Annotated in this window: 13 protein-coding genes; 8 read left to right on the forward strand and 5 right to left on the reverse strand. The window is 60.5% G+C overall.

Annotated features, from left to right (window positions below):
• Positions 1-40: 40 nt before the first annotated feature.
• On the forward strand, positions 41-3181 hold the full coding sequence (gene putA, locus J7447_RS18330; protein WP_286189267.1) for a bifunctional proline dehydrogenase/L-glutamate gamma-semialdehyde dehydrogenase PutA: 3141 nt from the start codon (positions 41-43) through the stop codon (positions 3179-3181).
• A gap of 89 nt (positions 3182-3270) precedes the next feature.
• On the opposite strand, the gene J7447_RS18335 is transcribed toward putA, so the two are convergent.
• The 5 genes from J7447_RS18335 to J7447_RS18355 form a co-directional block, all read right to left on the reverse strand.
• Positions 3271-4152 carry a hypothetical protein gene (locus J7447_RS18335; protein WP_209170517.1) on the reverse strand — a complete coding sequence of 294 codons (882 nt, stop codon included), beginning with the start codon at positions 4150-4152 and terminating at the stop codon, positions 3271-3273.
• Positions 4153-4252: 100 nt separating this feature from the next.
• Complete coding sequence (gene hrpB / locus J7447_RS18340; RefSeq protein WP_209170518.1) at positions 4253-6724, reverse strand: ATP-dependent helicase HrpB; 2472 nt, start codon at positions 6722-6724, stop codon at positions 4253-4255.
• A 12-nt stretch (positions 6725-6736) separates the two neighbouring features.
• Complete coding sequence (locus tag J7447_RS18345) at positions 6737-7777, reverse strand: ROK family protein (protein WP_152504732.1); 1041 nt, start codon at positions 7775-7777, stop codon at positions 6737-6739.
• On the reverse strand, positions 7774-8205 hold the full coding sequence (locus tag J7447_RS18350) for a methylglyoxal synthase (RefSeq protein WP_022999719.1): 432 nt from the start codon (positions 8203-8205) through the stop codon (positions 7774-7776). Before J7447_RS18350 ends, J7447_RS18345 begins: the two co-directional genes overlap by 4 nt.
• A gap of 295 nt (positions 8206-8500) precedes the next feature.
• Positions 8501-9355 carry a DUF1194 domain-containing protein gene (locus tag J7447_RS18355; RefSeq protein ID WP_209170519.1) on the reverse strand — a complete coding sequence of 285 codons (855 nt, stop codon included), beginning with the start codon at positions 9353-9355 and terminating at the stop codon, positions 8501-8503.
• Positions 9356-10282: 927 nt separating this feature from the next.
• On the opposite strand from J7447_RS18355, the gene J7447_RS18360 reads away from it, so the two are divergent.
• The 7 genes from J7447_RS18360 to cdd all read left to right on the forward strand — a co-directional run bounded on the left by J7447_RS18360 (position 10283) and on the right by cdd (position 17513).
• A complete protein-coding gene (locus tag J7447_RS18360; protein WP_022999723.1) occupies positions 10283-11266 on the forward strand; it encodes a sugar-binding transcriptional regulator in 984 nt (327 codons plus the stop codon).
• A gap of 68 nt (positions 11267-11334) precedes the next feature.
• Entirely contained in the window at positions 11335-12336 is a 1002-nt protein-coding gene (locus tag J7447_RS18365; protein ID WP_022999724.1) for a BMP family ABC transporter substrate-binding protein, read from the forward strand.
• Between the two features lie 86 nt (positions 12337-12422).
• Positions 12423-13415, forward strand: a complete 993-nt coding sequence (locus J7447_RS18370) for a BMP family ABC transporter substrate-binding protein (protein ID WP_022999725.1) — start codon at positions 12423-12425, stop codon at positions 13413-13415.
• Between the two features lie 72 nt (positions 13416-13487).
• Entirely contained in the window at positions 13488-15044 is a 1557-nt protein-coding gene (locus tag J7447_RS18375) for an ABC transporter ATP-binding protein (RefSeq protein ID WP_209170520.1), read from the forward strand.
• Positions 15041-16147, forward strand: coding sequence for an ABC transporter permease (locus tag J7447_RS18380; protein WP_055657446.1), 1107 nt, complete (start codon positions 15041-15043; stop codon positions 16145-16147). The genes J7447_RS18375 and J7447_RS18380 overlap by 4 nt, the downstream gene beginning before the upstream one ends.
• A gap of 2 nt (positions 16148-16149) precedes the next feature.
• Positions 16150-17118, forward strand: a complete 969-nt coding sequence (locus J7447_RS18385) for an ABC transporter permease (RefSeq protein ID WP_031268896.1) — start codon at positions 16150-16152, stop codon at positions 17116-17118.
• Positions 17115-17513, forward strand: coding sequence for a cytidine deaminase (gene cdd, locus J7447_RS18390; protein ID WP_022999729.1), 399 nt, complete (start codon positions 17115-17117; stop codon positions 17511-17513). The genes J7447_RS18385 and cdd overlap by 4 nt, the downstream gene beginning before the upstream one ends.
• Position 17514 lies beyond the last annotated feature (1 nt).

A 17514-nucleotide genomic window follows, 5' to 3' on the forward strand; every position in this document is an offset into this window, starting at 1 on the left:
CTAGTGACCTGGCCCCGCGGGGCCCCTTTGGGAGGCTCTCATGACCGCAACTGTTGCAGCCATGAAGACAATCAATTCGACCGAACTCGAGCCGTTTCGCCCGGCGTACGCCCCCGATGACAAGACGCTTGTCGAAGCGCTTCTGAAGGAAGCCAACACCGACCCCGTGGTGGAGAAACTGATCGACCAGCGCGCCCGCGGTTATATTCAGGACATGCGCTCGGTCCAGGTCGGTCTCGGCGGCGTGGAAGACTTCATGCGCGAATTTGGTCTGACCACCCGTGAAGGTCTGGCCATGATGGTGCTGGCGGAAGCTCTGCTGCGCGTTCCGGACGCAAAGACCGCGGACAAGCTGATCGAAGACAAGCTGGCGGCAGCCCGCTTCGATGATCCCTCAGGCCCGAAATCCGACACATGGCTTGTCTCCGCCTCTTCCTGGGCGCTGGGCGTCACCTCTCGTCTGCTGCATCCGGGCGACACGCCCCAGTCGATCCTGTCGAGCCTCGTCAAGCGCATGGGCATGCCGACCGTGCGCATGGCAACCCGCAAGGCAATGCGCCTGCTCGGTCATCAGTTCGTGCTTGGTGAAACCATCCAGAAGGCTCTGGAACGCGCCAGGACCCAGGAAGCGAAGGGCTATCGCTATTCCTATGACATGCTGGGCGAGGGAGCGCGCACCCAGAAGGATGCAGAGCGTTACTTCCAGTCCTATGCCAAGGCGATTGCCGCCATTGGCAAGGCTGCCGGTGACAAGCAGCTGCCGGACCGTCCGGGTATTTCGGTGAAGCTTTCCGCGCTGCATCCGCGCTATCAGGCCGTCAACGGCGAACGTGTGCGCGACGAACTCCTGCCGAAGCTGCGCGAACTGGCGCAGCTGGCCAAGGACCACAACCTCAACTTCACCGTCGACGCTGAAGAAGCCGACCGGCTGGAGATCTCTCTGGATATCATCGCGGCCATGCTGACCGATCCGGTCACCGAGGGCTGGGATGGCTTTGGACTGGCGGTTCAGGCCTATCAGAAGCGCGGAATTCACGTGATCGACTGGCTTGTCAACGCAGCCCGCAAGACCAACCGCAAACTGATGGTGCGTCTCGTAAAGGGCGCCTATTGGGATACGGAAATCAAGCACGCTCAGGAAGGCGGGGCGGAAGGCTATCCGGTGTTCTCGCGCAAGGCGGCGACGGATCTGTCCTATCTGTGCTGCGCCAAGCGGATGCTGGCGGCACGGGATGTGCTCTACCCGCAGTTCGCCACCCACAACGCACTGACAGTTGCCCAGATCATCGAACTCTCCGGTGGCAAGGCGGAAGGGTACGAGTTCCAGCGCCTGCATGGCATGGGCGAAAGCCTTTACAAATCCGTTGTCGAGCGCGACGGCTTCCCGTGCCGGATCTATGCCCCGGTCGGTGGTCACAAGGACCTCTTGGCCTATCTCGTCCGCCGCCTTCTGGAAAACGGTGCCAACTCCTCCTTCGTCACCATCGTGGGCGATGCCTCCGTGCCGGTTGAAAAGATGCTCAAGCGGCCGAAGGAACTGCTGGATAGCGGCCACCATTCCATCAACCGGTCGATCCCGCTGCCGAAGGACCTTTACGGTGATAGCCGGCAAAATTCCGACGGCGTGGAATTCGGCTGTGCGGCAGAACGCAACCTGCTGACGTCCGGCATGGCGAAAACCACAGCACCGTTCACCGAGGCCGCCCCGCTTGGAGCGGGGCTGAAACCGTCGGGCGACGCCAATCCGGTGTTTGCCCCGATGGACGGCTCGACCAAGGTCGGCACGGTGCGCTTCGCGGACAGCGAAACGGCCCGCCTTGCTGTCGAAAATGCCCAGAAGGGGTTCGAGAAATGGTCGCGCAGACCGGTTGAAGAGCGGGCGGCTGCCATCGACAAGGTAGGCGATCTGCTGGAGGCCAACCGGGACCGTCTGATGACGATCCTCTCATTGGAAGCCGGCAAGTGCCTGACCGATGGCATTGCCGAAATCCGCGAGGCAGTCGACTTCTGCCGCTACTACGCGGCCGAAGCCAGAAACCTTTTCGGTGAAGGCAAGCTGATGCCCGGACCGACAGGCGAGGAAAACCGCTACCGCTATCGTGGCCGCGGCGTCTTCGTCTGCATTTCTCCCTGGAACTTCCCGCTGGCGATCTTCCTCGGTCAGATCAGCGCAGCTTTGATGGCGGGCAACGCCGTCGTCGCCAAGCCCGCGGAACAGACACCGCTGATCGCTTATGAAACAGCCAGGCTGATGTATCAGGCCGGTGTCCCGGAAGATGTCTTCTACCTGCTCCCGGGAGAAGGCGATGTCGGTGCGGCGCTGACGTCCCATCCGGCTGTTGCCGGGGTGGCCTTTACCGGATCGACCGAAACCGCCTGGCTGATCAACGGCACGCTGGCCGCAAAACGCGGCCCGATCGTTCCGCTCGTTGCCGAAACGGGCGGCATCAACGCGATGATCGTAGATGCGACGGCCCTGCCGGAACAGGTCTGCGATGACGTTATGATGTCCGCCTTCCGCTCCGCCGGTCAGCGCTGCTCGGCACTGCGTTTGCTTTATGTGCAGGAAGACGTCGCCGATCATCTATTGGAGATGCTGGAAGGCGCTGCCAGGGAACTCAGCCTGGGTGACCCCCGGCTGCCATCCACCGATATCGGCCCGGTTATCGATGAGGAAGCGCGCGACAACATTCTCTCCCATGTCGATGACATGAAGGAGAGTCAGAAACTGCGCTATGCAGGCAAGACACCGCACGGCAAGCTGGCCAACGGCTCCTGGGTGGCCCCGCACATCATCGAGTTGGACAAGGCTGAGGCCCTGACGCGGGAAGTCTTCGGACCGGTGCTGCACGTGGTCCGCTACAAGGCTGGCGACCTGGACAAGGTGCTGGACCAGATCGCAGGCACCGGCTACGGCCTGACGCTCGGTGTTCACAGCCGTATCGATGCAACGGTGAAGAAGGTTGTCGACCGGTTGTCCGTCGGCAACGTCTATGTCAACCGCAACACCATCGGTGCAGTCGTCGGCACCCAGCCCTTCGGCGGCTCCGGCCTGTCCGGCACCGGCCCCAAGGCCGGTGGCCCGGCCTACCTGACCCGGTTTGCCCTGGAACAGGTGGTGTCCATCAACACCGCGGCCGCCGGTGGCAACGCAAGCCTGGTGGCTGCATCGGACGATTGATTAGCCAACTCGTGGTCTGAGAGATGGCTCCCTTACCGCCTCGCGTTTGAAGGGAGCCATTTCCGGAGATTGATATACAAGAGTTCGTTTTACTTATCGGACAATGCCGCTTCGCATTCCGCGAACTTCGTGACCAAGCGGTTCAATGACCTGTCGTGTAGGAGGCCGGGAATATCGCGTGCCAAAAAAAAGGAGTATTTATCAACAAGTTGCATAAATGATCCCTGCATTGTTCGGCACGCGCCAAACGCGCGCACCTCGTTCCGGTATTCTTCCGAACGCAAGCTTAACCCAGATGTGATGGCGTATAGGCTATAAAGCTCCCAACTATTTTCCGAGTAAAGACGCCAATAAATCTTTTCCTTGAACCTGAACCATTCGTACTGATCCCCTCTTGTTTCCGCTAGAAAGCCAGGGTCGTCCAGATCTTTCATCTCGCGGAGAGTACGCTCCATAACTCGCAGATAAGCCTGAAATACTTTCGCAGGTGTGTCGAGCTCTGCAGATGGTTCTTTGCCGAGCTGATAGCGACAGTCTTCACTTTTGCTCAAGAAATCGAAGTAGGTTTTCTGAACCCGGGTAGGGGAACGAAAACGAACTTCAGGTTGGACGACAATGTCCGAGAAAGTAACTAGGACCGCGACGGCTTTCTGACACTTCCAGAGGTCTTTCAGATGCGACCTTCTCGTAAAAGATGAGCTTTCCTGTGGTTGAGTTTCGATACTCTGCAGTGCTGTCTGATACGGAACTTGAATTTCTTCGAGTTCTTCTCTGATCCTCTCCAACTCTGGTTGACGCTCTGTTGGGTCTTGCAGTTCGAGAATCTCCATCAAGCGTTCATGAAGTTGCTCAAGTTGCAACATCATTTCGGAAGTGATTCTTTCGGCGTCTTTGTCGCTCAGTGGAGTAGAACTACTGGCGGCGCAGACATGGCTAAAAATAAAAACAAAAAAGAGAAAGATCAGTTTCATCGGATTTCTTTTAAATTTCGTGTTTAAGCCCTTCTTGGAAACGCATATGGCAGGCTCAAGTCAAGAGCTTATCTGAATTCGAATGTGATTTACGGGAGAATCAGCTCCCTCGCGGTTTTGCCCTTCTCGTCGCCTCCGCTTCGATCGGATCGTCCGGCCACGGATGCCGCGGATAGCGGCCCTTCATGTCGGCTTTCACATCCGCCCAGGAACCCTGCCAGAAGCCGGGGAGATCCTTCGTGATCTGGATCGGGCGCTGTGCCGGGGAGAGAAGTTCCAGGATCAGCGGCAGTCTGCCGTCACAGACACTCGGATGATCCTTGAGGCCGAAGAGTTCCTGCACGCGAATGGAAAGCGTCGGACCTGCGGCCGCACCATAGTCGATCGGCACCTTGCTGCCTGTCGGCGCGGTGAAGTGCGAGGGGGCAAGGTTGTCCAGCCGTGCAGATGCATCATAGGGCAGGAGCGCCGCAAGCGCGTTGCCCAGCACGGCGGTATCGATTGCGGCAAGGCTCGTGCAGCCGGCGAGATAGGGCTGCAGCCAGGTTTCCAGGGTTTCCGTCAAGGTGCCGTCGGAAAGGTCCGGCTGATCCTGCGCGCCGTTCTCCCGGGCATAGGCGACACGTTTCTTCAGACGTTCCTGATCCTTGCTCCAGGGCAGGCGGGAGACGCCGCGCCGGCGGATCTCGGCAATCAGGGCCCGTTCGACAGCTGCCGGATCTGCTGACTGGATCTGGACGGACTTCAGTTCAACCGCCTTGTAGCGGGTGACACGCCGCGCCTTCAGCGCACCATCTCCTGTCAACTGGACTTCATCCTGCTCGACGATGTCTGCAGCAAACAGGTCTTCGATATCGGCCTTGGAAATTGGCGCGCAAAGCTGAATGCGCCCGCTTGCCGCCTTGCCCTGAATATCGGCAACAGTCAGGAAGGCGTGCCGGGAAAGGGCATGTTCCGCCTCCAACTCCGCGCCACGGCCGTTCGCAAGGCGGAAGCGTCCTGTCTGCCCGCGCTGCTGGGCCACCCGGTCAGGATAGGCAAGGGCGAGCAGAAGTCCGGCGCTTTCCGGATCTATCTCCCTGCCTGTGCCGCCTGCCTGCTTCAGCCAGCGCTCGGCAAGTTGGCGGCCGTCTTTTACACGTTGGCTCTTGTCGTGGCGCAAAGCCTGCAAACGCGCACGCAGGTCGGGATCCCGGCCGCCAAGACCCGGTTCGGACAGCACCAGCGCGATCATCGCGGCGGTAAAGCCGAGATCGCGGGCAACGCCTTCGATCACCATATGCGCGAGGCGCGGATGCAGCGGGAGCTTCGCCAGTGCCTTGCCGTCATTGGTCAGACGTCCGTGGTCATCCAGAGCGTGCAGATCCTGAAGCAGAGCCTTTGCTTCGCGCCAGGCCGCAAGTGGGGGCTGGTCGGCAAAGGCGAGGGCTGCCGGATCGAGCGTCCCCCAAGCCGCCAGGTCCAGCACCAGGCCGGTGAGATCCGCTTCCAGGATTTCCGGAGCCTCTGCCTGTGGCAGGGCCACGGTCTGGGCTTCGTCCCAGAGCCTGTAGCAGACACCGGGCTCGGTACGTCCGGCGCGGCCTCGCCGTTGATCAGCGGAAGCGCGGGAGACGCGCACGGTTTCCAGCCGGGTCAGTCCGGTCTGCGGTTCATATTTCGGCACCCGTGCCAGACCGCTGTCGATAACGACACGCACACCTTCGATGGTCAGCGAGGTCTGGGCGATGGCACTGGCCAGCACGATCTTGCGGCTGCCGGCATCGGCCGGCCGGATGGCTGCGTCCTGCGCTTTGGCGTCCAGTCCGCCGTAAAGTGGTTCCACCTGGCAGCCTGCCGGGAGCTTGCCCTCCAGCATCTCAGCGGTGCGGCGGATTTCGCCCTGGCCTGGCAGAAACACCAGAATGGAACCTCTTTCTTCCACGAGGGCTTGCCGGATTGCCCTCACCATCTGCGGCTCCACGCGCTCTTTGGGTGTTCGCCCCAGGTAACGCGTTTCGACCGGGTAGCTGCGCCCCGTGCTTTCGATGACGGGCGCGTCGCCAAGCAGGCGTGAAATTCCGGCAGCATCGAGCGTTGCGGACATCGGCAGCAGACGCAGGTCGTCGCGCAGTGCTGCCTGCACATCCAGCGCCAGCGCCAGCCCGAGATCGCCGTCAAGCGAGCGTTCGTGAAATTCGTCAAAGAGAATGGCGGCAACGCCCGTCAGTTCCGGATCGTCCAGGATCAGCCGGGTGAAAACACCTTCCGTTATGACCTCGATCCGGGTACGGGCGCTGACTTTCGTTTCCATGCGCACACGGTAGCCGACGGTCTCGCCGGGCTTTTCGCCAAGTTCGGCTGCCATCCGGCGTGCAGCGGCACGGGCAGCTAGACGCCTCGGTTCCAGCACCAGGATCTTGCCGTCGCCGCGCCAGGTCGCGTTCAGAAGAGCCAGCGGCACGCGGGTCGTCTTGCCCGCGCCCGGTTCGGCAACAAGAACCGCGTTCAGCCCTGTATCAAGCGTTGCCAGAAGCTCCGGCAGGACACCGTCGATCGGCAGTGGTGCCGCGAAGGCTGGGGCAGAGGACATGACGGGCCCGGGTCAGCTCGCGCCCGATGCGGCGCCTGCGGTCCATTGCCGTCCTTGCATGTCGACGGCAAAGGCTTCCGGCGCGCGTGCGAAGGAGGCAAGGCCTTCCAGGGCCGGATCGGGATGCCGGACGATGAAGGTCGGTATCTTGGCCATCAGGGCCTCGTGGGGCGCCTTGGCCTCAAAGGCGGCGCGGAAGCCGCCGTCCGTGAGGAAGCGTGTGATCCGCGACGTGACACCGCCAGTCAGATAGACGCCGCCCCGTGCCAGAACCGCGAGGGCAAAATCACCGGCCACACGGCCAAGGGCCCTGGCAAAGACCTCCAGCGTCTTCACCGCTACCGGATCGTTTTCCTCTGCGGCCGTTGTGATGCTTGCCGCCGTTGTGAAGTCGCGGTCAGCGCCCATATAGGCGGCAACACCGCGGGCAAGGCGGGGCAAGCCGGTGCCGCTAAGGATCTGTTCGGCGCCAAGCCGTCCACCGACGAGTTCGATATGCGGCCAGATGGCAACGTCTTCCGGGGTTACCGGCCCGAGTTCCACATGGCCACCTTCGCCCGGAACGGGAACCCAGGTCTGGGCGGCATAGATCATCGCGGCGGCGCCGAGGCCCGTGCCCGGACCGAGGACGAACTTGGCGCTCTCTTCGCGGATCGTGCCGGAGCCGACCTGTTCGATATCGCTGCCGCTATATCCTGGCAAGGCCAGGGCCTGCGCTTCGAAATCGTTGAGCACGATGACTTCGTCCAGACCGAGGTCGGCGATCATCTTCAGCGGCTCGATCACCCAGGCCGCGTTGGTGAGGGGGATCCTGTCACCGGTGACGGGACCGGCAACCGCGATGATTGCCGTGCGTGGTTTCGGATCGGTTTCCGGCAGCACCACTTCGCGGATCGCGGAAGAAATGTCGGGATGATCCGCGGTCGCCGTCTTGCCGCACATGCGGGTGGGCGCCTCAGCGTCGTCAACCAGAGCGAAACGGGCGTTGGTGCCGCCGATATCGGCAACCAGAACCGGATAGGCAAAGGATTTGGTGTTCTTGGAAAAACTCATGAGGACAGGGAGCCAACTTCAGGTGTCGCGGATGTGGTCTTGAGGCCCTGCAGGCGGGCGGAGCGCAGCAGGATATCCGCGGTCGACGGATTGAGCGCCATCGGCATGTCATAGACCACTGCAAGGCGCATCAGGGCTTTCACATCAACATCATGCGGCATGGGCGACAGCGGATCGACGAAGAAGAACAGGCCCTGGAGCTTGCCTTCGGCAATCATCGCGCCGATCTGCTGGTCGCCGCCCAGCGGGCCGCTTTTCAGCCTTGTGACCTTGAGATCCGGACAGGCTTCCAGAATGCGGCCGCCCGTGGTGCCTGTGCTGACAAGTTCGAAAACCGCGAGTTTGTCCTGGTGCCGTCTGGCGAACTCGACCATGGCGTCTTTTTTGGCGTCATGCGCGACAAGCGCAAGAGTGGGCGTGGCAGGCATCAGCGGTCCTCTGGGGTCTATGCAATCCGGATCGATTGAATAGCCGAAAGCTGATCGAAACCAAAGTCCCGGGAGACCAGTTCGTCCCCGGAGGGAACCGGACGAAAAGGCACCCTGGCAGGAAGCGACAGCGGCGGGGAAGTGTTTAGCCGTTCAAAGCGCTTTAGGCAAAGGAAGATGAACGGGCGGGCGCAGAACCTGTTCCCGGTTGGCAGATCATCGGCAGGGAGCAAAAGAAAATGCCGCGTCCCGGCCCGGAACGCGGCAGGCAATAAGGAGAATGGAGACGTGGCGATCAGTCGAACAGATTGCAGCGGATCGGTTCGCGGCCGGCAACGCGCTGGAAGTAGGGATCGGGTTCCGGCAGATGCAGCCCGGCGATCTCCATCACCAGCTTCATGCGGATCGCGTCTGCAAAGCCTTCCTGACTGCGAACGGGGATGGCGAAGGAGCCCGGGCCGCCGATCACACAATCCTCGTAATAGTGGTCGAGGTTGAGCATCGCCTGCCAGGTGTTCTTGTTCGACTTCATCATCAGAGGCAAGCCGTTGATGGTCACGCCAGAGGCAACCATGCGATCACGCATGGCAGTTACGGAGCCGCCCTGGTTGTTCGGGCCGTCACCGGAAATGTCGATTACGCGGCGCAGGCCTTCATACTGGTTGTTCTGAACCAGAAAGACCGACTTTTCGAGCGCCGAGGCGATGGAGGTGCGCTGGACCTGCCGAAGCGGGGCCTCGGCAATCTTGGAAGCGAAGTGTGCTGCCGAGCTTGCATCCTGGATCACCGTCCAGTCGGCGACGATGAAATGCTCATCAACCCCGCCCCATTCCATGTAGGTCACGGCAACGCGGCCGATCGGACCGACCTGAATGGCGTCAAGAAATTCCCTGGAGGTGAGAGCGGCAACATACCCGGCGCGCTGCACTTCCTGTTCTTCTGTATCCATGGATTGGGAGATGTCGACGGCCAGGACAAGTTCGACGTCCACTTCGTTGGCCGGATCATAGCTGTATTGTGAAGAAGCCATCAGAGCCGGACGGTAGTCTCGGGCTGCGGCTGGGGCGGCGAAAAGAAGTGCCGCACAAATAAGTGACAGTAAACTTGTAACCGTCAGTGCACAGTCTGTTTTGGTTATGTCGAGACGCATGGTTTTTCTCCTTACTTCAGCCTTGCGGCTGGGTGGCCACGTCTCCCCTGTTTATTTTGTCGTTGAATTCCTTATCTTTCCGTTTCTCGTGATTCCTAACAAGGCATTGGCTGAATGCCTTGGATGAGCTTGGAAATTTACTTAGCAAGCTACATGCCAAACGTAGCGTAATATTCCTTGGCTGGCAAAAGTAATGTGCACGGAGTGCATGTTCTATCCACAGGCGCGGGATATCTTCCGGATTTGCTAGGCAAATTTTTCATCCGTGGATACGCGTTGGGCTTTACGTATAGGTAAGGTGGTGATTTCTTGAGTTATTTCAATCCGCCTTATCGGTCACATTTTTGCGCGAAACTGTGAGAAACTCGGGCGAGAGAACCTGTTTGAGACCCAAAACAGCCGACGTTTCAGCAACTTCTGAAGCGCCTGACATGCGCGTTCCGATTAGCTGTTTTTCGGTCGGAAAGACGCAGGTTTTCAAAGTGGGGGACAAATCCACCGGCAATTATTGCCGTGCAGCTAGGCAAATTTTGCCGGGTTGTTTCTGAAAATCGGCAGCTTTGGGCAGAATTTGCCGCCGTTCAGAAGTGGTACTCGGCGCTGATTGCTGCCCAGAAATGCAGCAATCAGCCAGAAAATTGGCAGTTTTTTTAGTTGACGGCAAAGGCAAGGCTGGTCATGATCTGAAGAAATTCTCACTTGGTGAAGAATTTTTCGGCCGGCCTTCGCGGCCCCGGAAAACAAAAGCTCCGAAGAGAGCAGGGCATAGCCGGACCGTTGCGGTCAACCGCTTCGCATGGCTGGACAGGCGGGTGTTTCATCTTGCGGGATGCAATTCCATCAAGCCGGGCGTTTTGAGAGTGGTTGAGTATCCTGTCCGCCGGAAGGCGTGCGCAAGGGCTCTGGAGGGGAAGGTTTCGACGCGGAATGCAGACACGCGACGACGACTGGACATCATATATGGCCATCCGGGCGGCCTGGCTGTCCTTTGTTGGAGGCCGTACGCAGGGCGAAATCGCCTCGCAGCTCGGCGTTTCGCCTGCCAAGGTGCATCGCCTGATCGCTCATGCGCAGAAAGCCGGTTTCGTCAAATTCCAGGTCGATGGTCGCCCGATGGAATGCCTCCAGCTTGAAAAGGAGCTGACGGAGCATTTCGGCCTGACGAACTGCATCATTGCTCCCGATCTTGGTGGCGGCGACGACGACAGCGCCCTCAGGGCCGTCGCGGTGTCCGCGGCACAATTCCTGTCCGGGATGCTTGGTGGGTCAAACGTCACGCGTCTGGGCGTTGGCATGGGCCGCACGCTGACCGCGGCTGTCGAAGCGTTGCCGAAAGTGGCAAGAACCGATCTCGAAATCATGTCGATCTGCGGATCGCTGACGCGCACGCTTGCTGCCAACCCCTACGACATCGTCCAGAAGATGCAGGAACGCACAGGCGGCATCGGCTATTATCTGCCGGTTCCCTATTTTGCCGAAAACCAGGACGAAAAGGCGATGTTCCTGACCCAGCGCAGCGTGCAGGACCTGATGGATCGCGCGCGCCAGTCGGATGCCTTTCTCATCGGCATCGGTTCGGTCGAGAACGAGGGCCATCTTGTCCAGCGCGGCATGATTTCCAAAAAAGAACAGGAAGATTTGCTGTCGGGCGGCGCCGTCTGTGATTTGATGGGGCGCTTTCTGACGATCGAGGGAAAATTGGCCCCGGATCCGCTCGGCGATTGTGCCGTGGGTCTGCATTTCGACGAAGTGCGCGGGCGCCGCGTGATTGCGCTGGTAGGTGGGGAGAGCAAGGTGGATGCCACGCTCGCGGCCCTGCGTACCGGTGTCATTACCGACCTTGTGGCAGACGAGACCCTTGCGAGGGCTCTGACGGCACGGGCCGGATTGCAGCTGGCACAGTCCGCATGATGCGGCTGGGTCACGAGGGGAAACGGGCCGGCCAAAAGGCAGGCCCCCGCATGTCGGAGGACATATAAGTGAAAAAGCTTCTTACCATCGGCACCGCGCTTGCCGGCCTGGCCTTTACCGCCGTGGGCGCATTGGCAGCCGATATCAAGCCGGCAGTGCTTTACGATCTGGGCGGCCGTTTCGACAAGTCGTTCAACGAAGGCGCATACAACGGTGCTGAAAAGTTCAAGGAAGACACCGGCGTCGAATACCGCGATTTCGAAATCCAGAACGACAGCCAGCGCGAGCAGGCTCTGCGCAACTTTGCCAAGCGCGGCATGAACCCGATCGTCGCTATCGGCTTCTCCCAGGCCAACGCCGTGGAAAAGGTTGCCAAGGAATTCCCGGATACGCAGTTCGCGATCGTTGACATGGTCGTCGACCTGCCGAACGTGCGCTCCATCCTGTTCAAGGAGCAGGAAGGCTCCTACATCGTCGGCATGCTGGCTGCGATGGCGTCCGAAACCGGCAAGGTCGGCTTTGTCGGCGGCATGGACATTCCGCTTATCCGCAAGTTCTCCTGTGGTTACAAGCAGGGCGTGATGGCTGCAAACCCGAAGGCGGAAGTCTTCGAGAACATGACCGGCACCACCGGTGCGGCCTGGAACGATCCGGTCAAGGGTGGCGAACTCGCCAAATCCCAGTTCGACCGTGGCGCTGACGTTGTCTATCACGCTGCCGGCGGCACCGGCATCGGTGTTCTGCAGGCTGCTGCTGACGCCGGCAAGCTCGGCATTGGCGTCGACAGCAACCAGAACAACCTGCATCCGGGTTCCGTCCTGACCTCCATGCTGAAGCGCGTCGACATTGCCGTCTACCAGGCGTTCGAAGATGCGGCCAACGACAGCTGGTCTTCCGGCTTCGAAGTCCTCGGCCTCAAGGAAGGCGGCGTCGACTGGGCGCTGGACGACAACAACGCCGAACTCGTCAACGACGAGATGAAAGCAAAGGTCGAAGAAGCGACCCAGAAGATCATCTCCGGCGAGATCGAAGTTCACGACTACATGGCCGATCAGTCCTGCCCGATGTAAGGCAGTCGTTTTGGACCTCCGCGCGATACCGTGCGGAGGTCCACCTGTATTTCTAGCGTGCCCAACCCGTTTTTTCGGAGGACAGGATGCTCCGTCTCACATCAGGCGTCATTGCTGCGGCCTGCGCTGTCTTCATGACAACAACCGCAACTCTGGCCGAACCGGCCATCGTTTATTCCGTCGGCGGCAAGTTCGACGGGTCTTTCAACGAAAGCGCCTTTGCCGGCGTGAAACGGTTTCAGGACCAGGGCGGCGACGTCAGGGAATTCGAGTTGGAGCGTGATGCGCAAAGCCTGCAGGCACTGCGGAACTTTGCCAGCCGGGGCGCGTCCCCCGTTGTCGCAATCGGTTTCAACCAGGCCAACGCGCTTGGCCAGGTGGCTCCCAATTTTCCAAAGACGGATTTTGCCATCGTCGACATGGTGGTCGATCAGCCGAACGTGCGCTCCTATGTCTTCAAGGAACACGAGGGTGCCTATATCGGCGGTCTGCTGGCCGGCATGGCCTCCAAGAGCGGCACCATCGGTTTTGTCGGCGGCATGGATATCCCGATCATCCAGCGGTTTCTGTGCGGCTACAAGCAGGGCGGCCAGGCCGCAAGGGCGGATATCAGGGTTCTGTCCAACATGACGGGCGATACGCCGGCGGCTTTCGCGGATCCTGTTCGCGGCGGAGAACTTGCCATCGGCCAGATCAATCAGGGCGCCGATGTGATCATTCAGGCAGCGGGCGGAACCGGCATTGGTGTGCTGCAGGCAGCTGCCGACAAGGGCGTGCTCGGCATGGGCACCGACAGCAACCAGAACGGCCTGCACCCGGGCAAGGTCTTGACCTCTATCCGCAAGCGCGTGGACAACGCCGTCTACGACAGCTTTCAGGCGGCGAAGGACGGCACCTTCGAACCCGGCATCAAGGTGCTGGGCGTCGCGGACGGCGGCATGGACTGGGTGCTGGACGAAAACAACAAGGACCTGATCACGCCGGACATGAAAGCGGCGGCAGATGCCGCCGTTGCGGCCATCTCCGACGGCACAGTCAAGGTTCATGACGTCGTCACCGACGGAGCATGTCCTTTCTGATCGGGACACCGCGAGGCAGCGGCGAGGGGCAATAACAATGACAAAGAAAAACAGTCAGGCCTGGGGGAACGCATGAGCGATACGCCGGCAATCGAACTGCGCAAGATCAACAAGCGCTTTGGCCCGGTTCACGCCAACAAGGACATTGACCTTGTGGTGAAGAAGGGCTCCATCCACGGTATCATCGGAGAGAACGGGGCGGGCAAGTCGACGCTCATGTCCATTCTCTACGGTTTCTATCAGGCCGATGACGGCGACATCCTGGTGGACGGCAAGAAGGTCACGATTTCGGACTCGAAAGCCGCCATCGGCATGGGCATCGGCATGGTGCATCAGCATTTCATGCTGGTCGACAATTTCTCGGTTCTGGAGAACGTGGTTCTGGGCGCCGAGGACAGCGCGCTCCTGTCCGGCGGCATCAATCGCGCCAAGACAGAACTCAAGCGGCTGGAAGAAGAATACGAACTGCGAGTCGATCCGGACGCCCTGATCCAGGATCTGCCGGTCGGTCTGCAGCAGCGGGTGGAGATCCTGAAGGCGCTCTACCGCAGCGCGGAGGTTCTGATCCTTGACGAGCCGACAGGTGTTCTGACGCCGGCCGAAGCCGATCACCTGTTCAAGATCCTCGAAGTTCTGAAGAACGAAGGCAAGACGGTTCTCCTGATCACGCACAAGCTGCGCGAGATCATGGCCGCGACCGATACCGTTTCGGTGATGCGCCGCGGCGAGATGGTGGCGACGCGCGAAACCGCGAACACCTCGATGGAAGAACTCGCCGAGCTTATGGTCGGCCGCAGCGTGCTGCTGCGTGTCGACAAGAAACCGGCGCAACCCAAGGCTCCGGTGATGGAGGTCGAGAACCTCACGGTGACAGACAGCCGCGGCGTGCAGGTGGTCAAGGACGTTTCCTTCAATGTGCGTGCGGGAGAGATTGTCGGCATCGCCGGTGTCTCCGGCAACGGCCAGTCGGAACTGCTGGAAACGCTCGCAGGCATTCGCCGCGCCACCAGAGGTACGCTGAAGATCAACGGCGAGACGATCGATCTGGGAACGAGCACGCTCGACGCTGCCGACATGCGCACCAAGAACATGGGCCACGTGCCGGAAGACCGGCACCGGATGGGCCTGATCAATTCCTTCTCCGAATACGAGAATTCGATCCTTGGCTACCACCGCGACCCGGCCTACTCCCGGGGCCTTCTGATGGATCTTGCCGCCATCAAGAAAAACGCCGTGGCCGAGATCGAGAAATACGACATCCGCCCGCCCAACCCGATGCTGAAGACCGCCAATTTCTCGGGCGGCAACCAGCAGAAGATCGTGCTGGCGCGCGAGATCGAGCGCGATCCGGAAGTGCTTCTGGTCGGTCAGCCGACGCGCGGCGTCGATATCGGCGCCATCGAGTTCATCCACCGCCGGATCGTGGAAATGCGCGATGCCGGCAAGGGCATTTTGCTGGTGTCGGTGGAACTCGACGAAATCCGGGCGTTGTCCGACCGGGTGCTGGTGATGTTCGACGGCAAGATCGTCGGTGAACGCGGCGGCGATGCGGAAGAAGGCGAACTTGGCCTGCTGATGGCCGGTGTGGAAGATAACAACAATATGGCTGTTGAAGGAGGCGCCCGATGAGTGCCGGTCAGCTCCCGCGCTGGGTCGATTACGGCCTGATCCCGTTCCTGAACCTGGCCGCCGCCTTCCTGGTGTCCGGCCTCGTCGTTGTCCTGATCGGGGAAAACCCGCTGGACGCTGTGCAGCTCCTGGTCTGGGGCTCCATTGGCTATGGCGAAGGCATCGGCTTCACGCTGTTCTATGCCACCAACTTCATCTTCACCGGCCTGGCCGTGGCCGTTGCCTTTCATGCCGGGTTGTTCAACATCGGCGGTGAGGGCCAGGCCTATATCGGTGGTCTCGGGGTCGCCATAGCCTGTCTGGCGCTGGACCACATCGTGCCGTGGTACATCACCTTGCCTTTTGCCATCATCGGCTCGGCGCTGATGGGGGCCGCCTGGGCGTTCATTCCGGCCTGGCTGCAGGCCACCCGCGGCAGCCACGTGGTGATCACCACCATCATGTTCAACTTCATCGCCTCGTCGCTGATGGTCTATCTGCTCAACAACGCGTTGAAGAAGCCAGGCTCGATGCAGCCGGAAACGCGAACCTTCGAAGATGGTGGCCGTCTGCCGTTCCTGAACGACATATTCCCGTCCTTCGGCTTCGGCTATGCGCCGGTCAACCTGTCGCTCTTCGTGGCGCTGGCGGCTTGTGTTCTGGTCTGGTTCCTGATCTGGCGCACAAAGCTCGGTTTCGAGATCCGGTCCTTCGGTGCCAACGCCACAGCCGCGGTCTATGCCGGCATCTCGCCGGTGCGCACCATCGTCATCACCATGCTCATATCCGGTGGTCTTGCAGGCATGATGGCGATCAACGAGATCATGGGGTCACAGCACCGTCTGCTGATCGATTTCGTGACCGGCTACGGCTTCGTCGGTATCGCGGTTGCCCTCATGGGGCGGGCGCATCCGGTCGGCATCGTTCTGGCATCGATCCTGTTCGGCATGCTCTATCAGGGCGGCGCGGAACTTTCGTTCGAAATGCCCAACATCACGCGAGACATGATCATCGTCATCCAGGGCCTTGTGATCCTGTTTGCCGGTGCGCTTGAGCACATGTTCCGCCCGACCATCATCAAGCTGTTCACGCCCTCCCGGGCTCTTGCCGAGAAGGAGGCGTGATCATGTTCGAGATCGTGATCCTGACACTTGATTCCACAGTCCGCCTGTCGACACCGCTTCTGCTGGCCTGTCTGGCGGGGCTTTACTCTGAACGCTCCGGCGTGGTCGATATCGGCCTGGAAGGGAAGATGCTCGGCGCTGCCTTTGGGGCGGGTGCGGTCGCCTACATGACCGGAAACGCCTGGATCGGCCTTCTGGCGGGCATGGCGGTTTCGATCGGCCTGGCGCTGATCCACGGCTTTGCCTCCATTACCAACCGCGGCAACCAGATCGTTTCCGGCGTCGCCATCAATTTCCTGGCAGCGGGCCTGACCGCGCTGCTCGGGCAGACATGGTTCCGCCAGGGCGGTCGTACACCCTCACTGCCGGAAGGCGGACGGTTTAGGGACATCGTCTGGCCCTACGCGGAAGAACTGCGCGATGTTCCGATCATTGGCGGCATCTACAGCGAACTGCTCTCAGGCCACAACATCCTGGTCTATGCGGCTTTCGTGGCTGTGCCGCTGACCTGGTGGGTGCTGTTCCGCACCCGTTTCGGGCTGCGCCTGCGTGCGGTCGGGGAAAACCCGGCGGCCGTTGACACGGCCGGCATCTCCGTCACCTGGCTGCGCTACCGGGCGGTCATCGCCTGCGGTGCCCTGTGCGGTGTTGCCGGAGCATATCTTTCCATCGCCCAGTCCTCCGGCTTCATCAAGGACATGACGGCGGGCAAGGGCTTCATCGCGCTGGCAGCCCTGATTTTCGCCAAGTGGAAACCGGCCAACGCCATGTTGGCCTGCCTGTTGTTCGGCTTCCTCGATGCTGTCGCCATCCGGATGCAGGGTCAGAAATTACCCGGTATCGGCGAAATTCCGGTGCAGTTCTTCCAGGCACTGCCCTATATTCTGACCGTGATCCTGCTTGCAGGTTTCATCGGCAAGGCAATCCCGCCGAAGGCGGCTGGCATTCCGTATCTCAAGGAGCGTTCATGAGCGATCTGGACGCGTTGTTCGAGGCCGCAAAAGCGGTTCGTGAAAACGCATATGCACCCTATTCAAACTTCCTGGTCGGCGCGGCCTTGCGCGCACCGGACGGCACTGTTTTCATCGGCTGCAATGTGGAGAACGCTTCCTACCCGGTGAGCGTTTGTGCAGAAGGTGGGGCGGTCAGTGCCATGATTGCCGCCGGTTACCGCGAAATTGCGGAAGCCGTCGTCATTGGCGATGCGGCCTTGTGCACGCCGTGCGGCATGTGCCGCCAGCGTCTGAAGGAATTCGGCACGGACGATCTGGTCGTCCATGTCGCGGATCTCGACGGTATCCGGCGCAGCTTCACGATGGATGAGCTGCTGCCTGCCGCCTTCGAACTGGAATACACGTCAAAATAAG

The sequence above is a fragment of the Labrenzia sp. R5_0 genome (assembly GCF_017743835.1).
GTDB classification, from domain to species: Bacteria; Pseudomonadota; Alphaproteobacteria; order Rhizobiales; family Stappiaceae; genus Roseibium; species Roseibium algicola.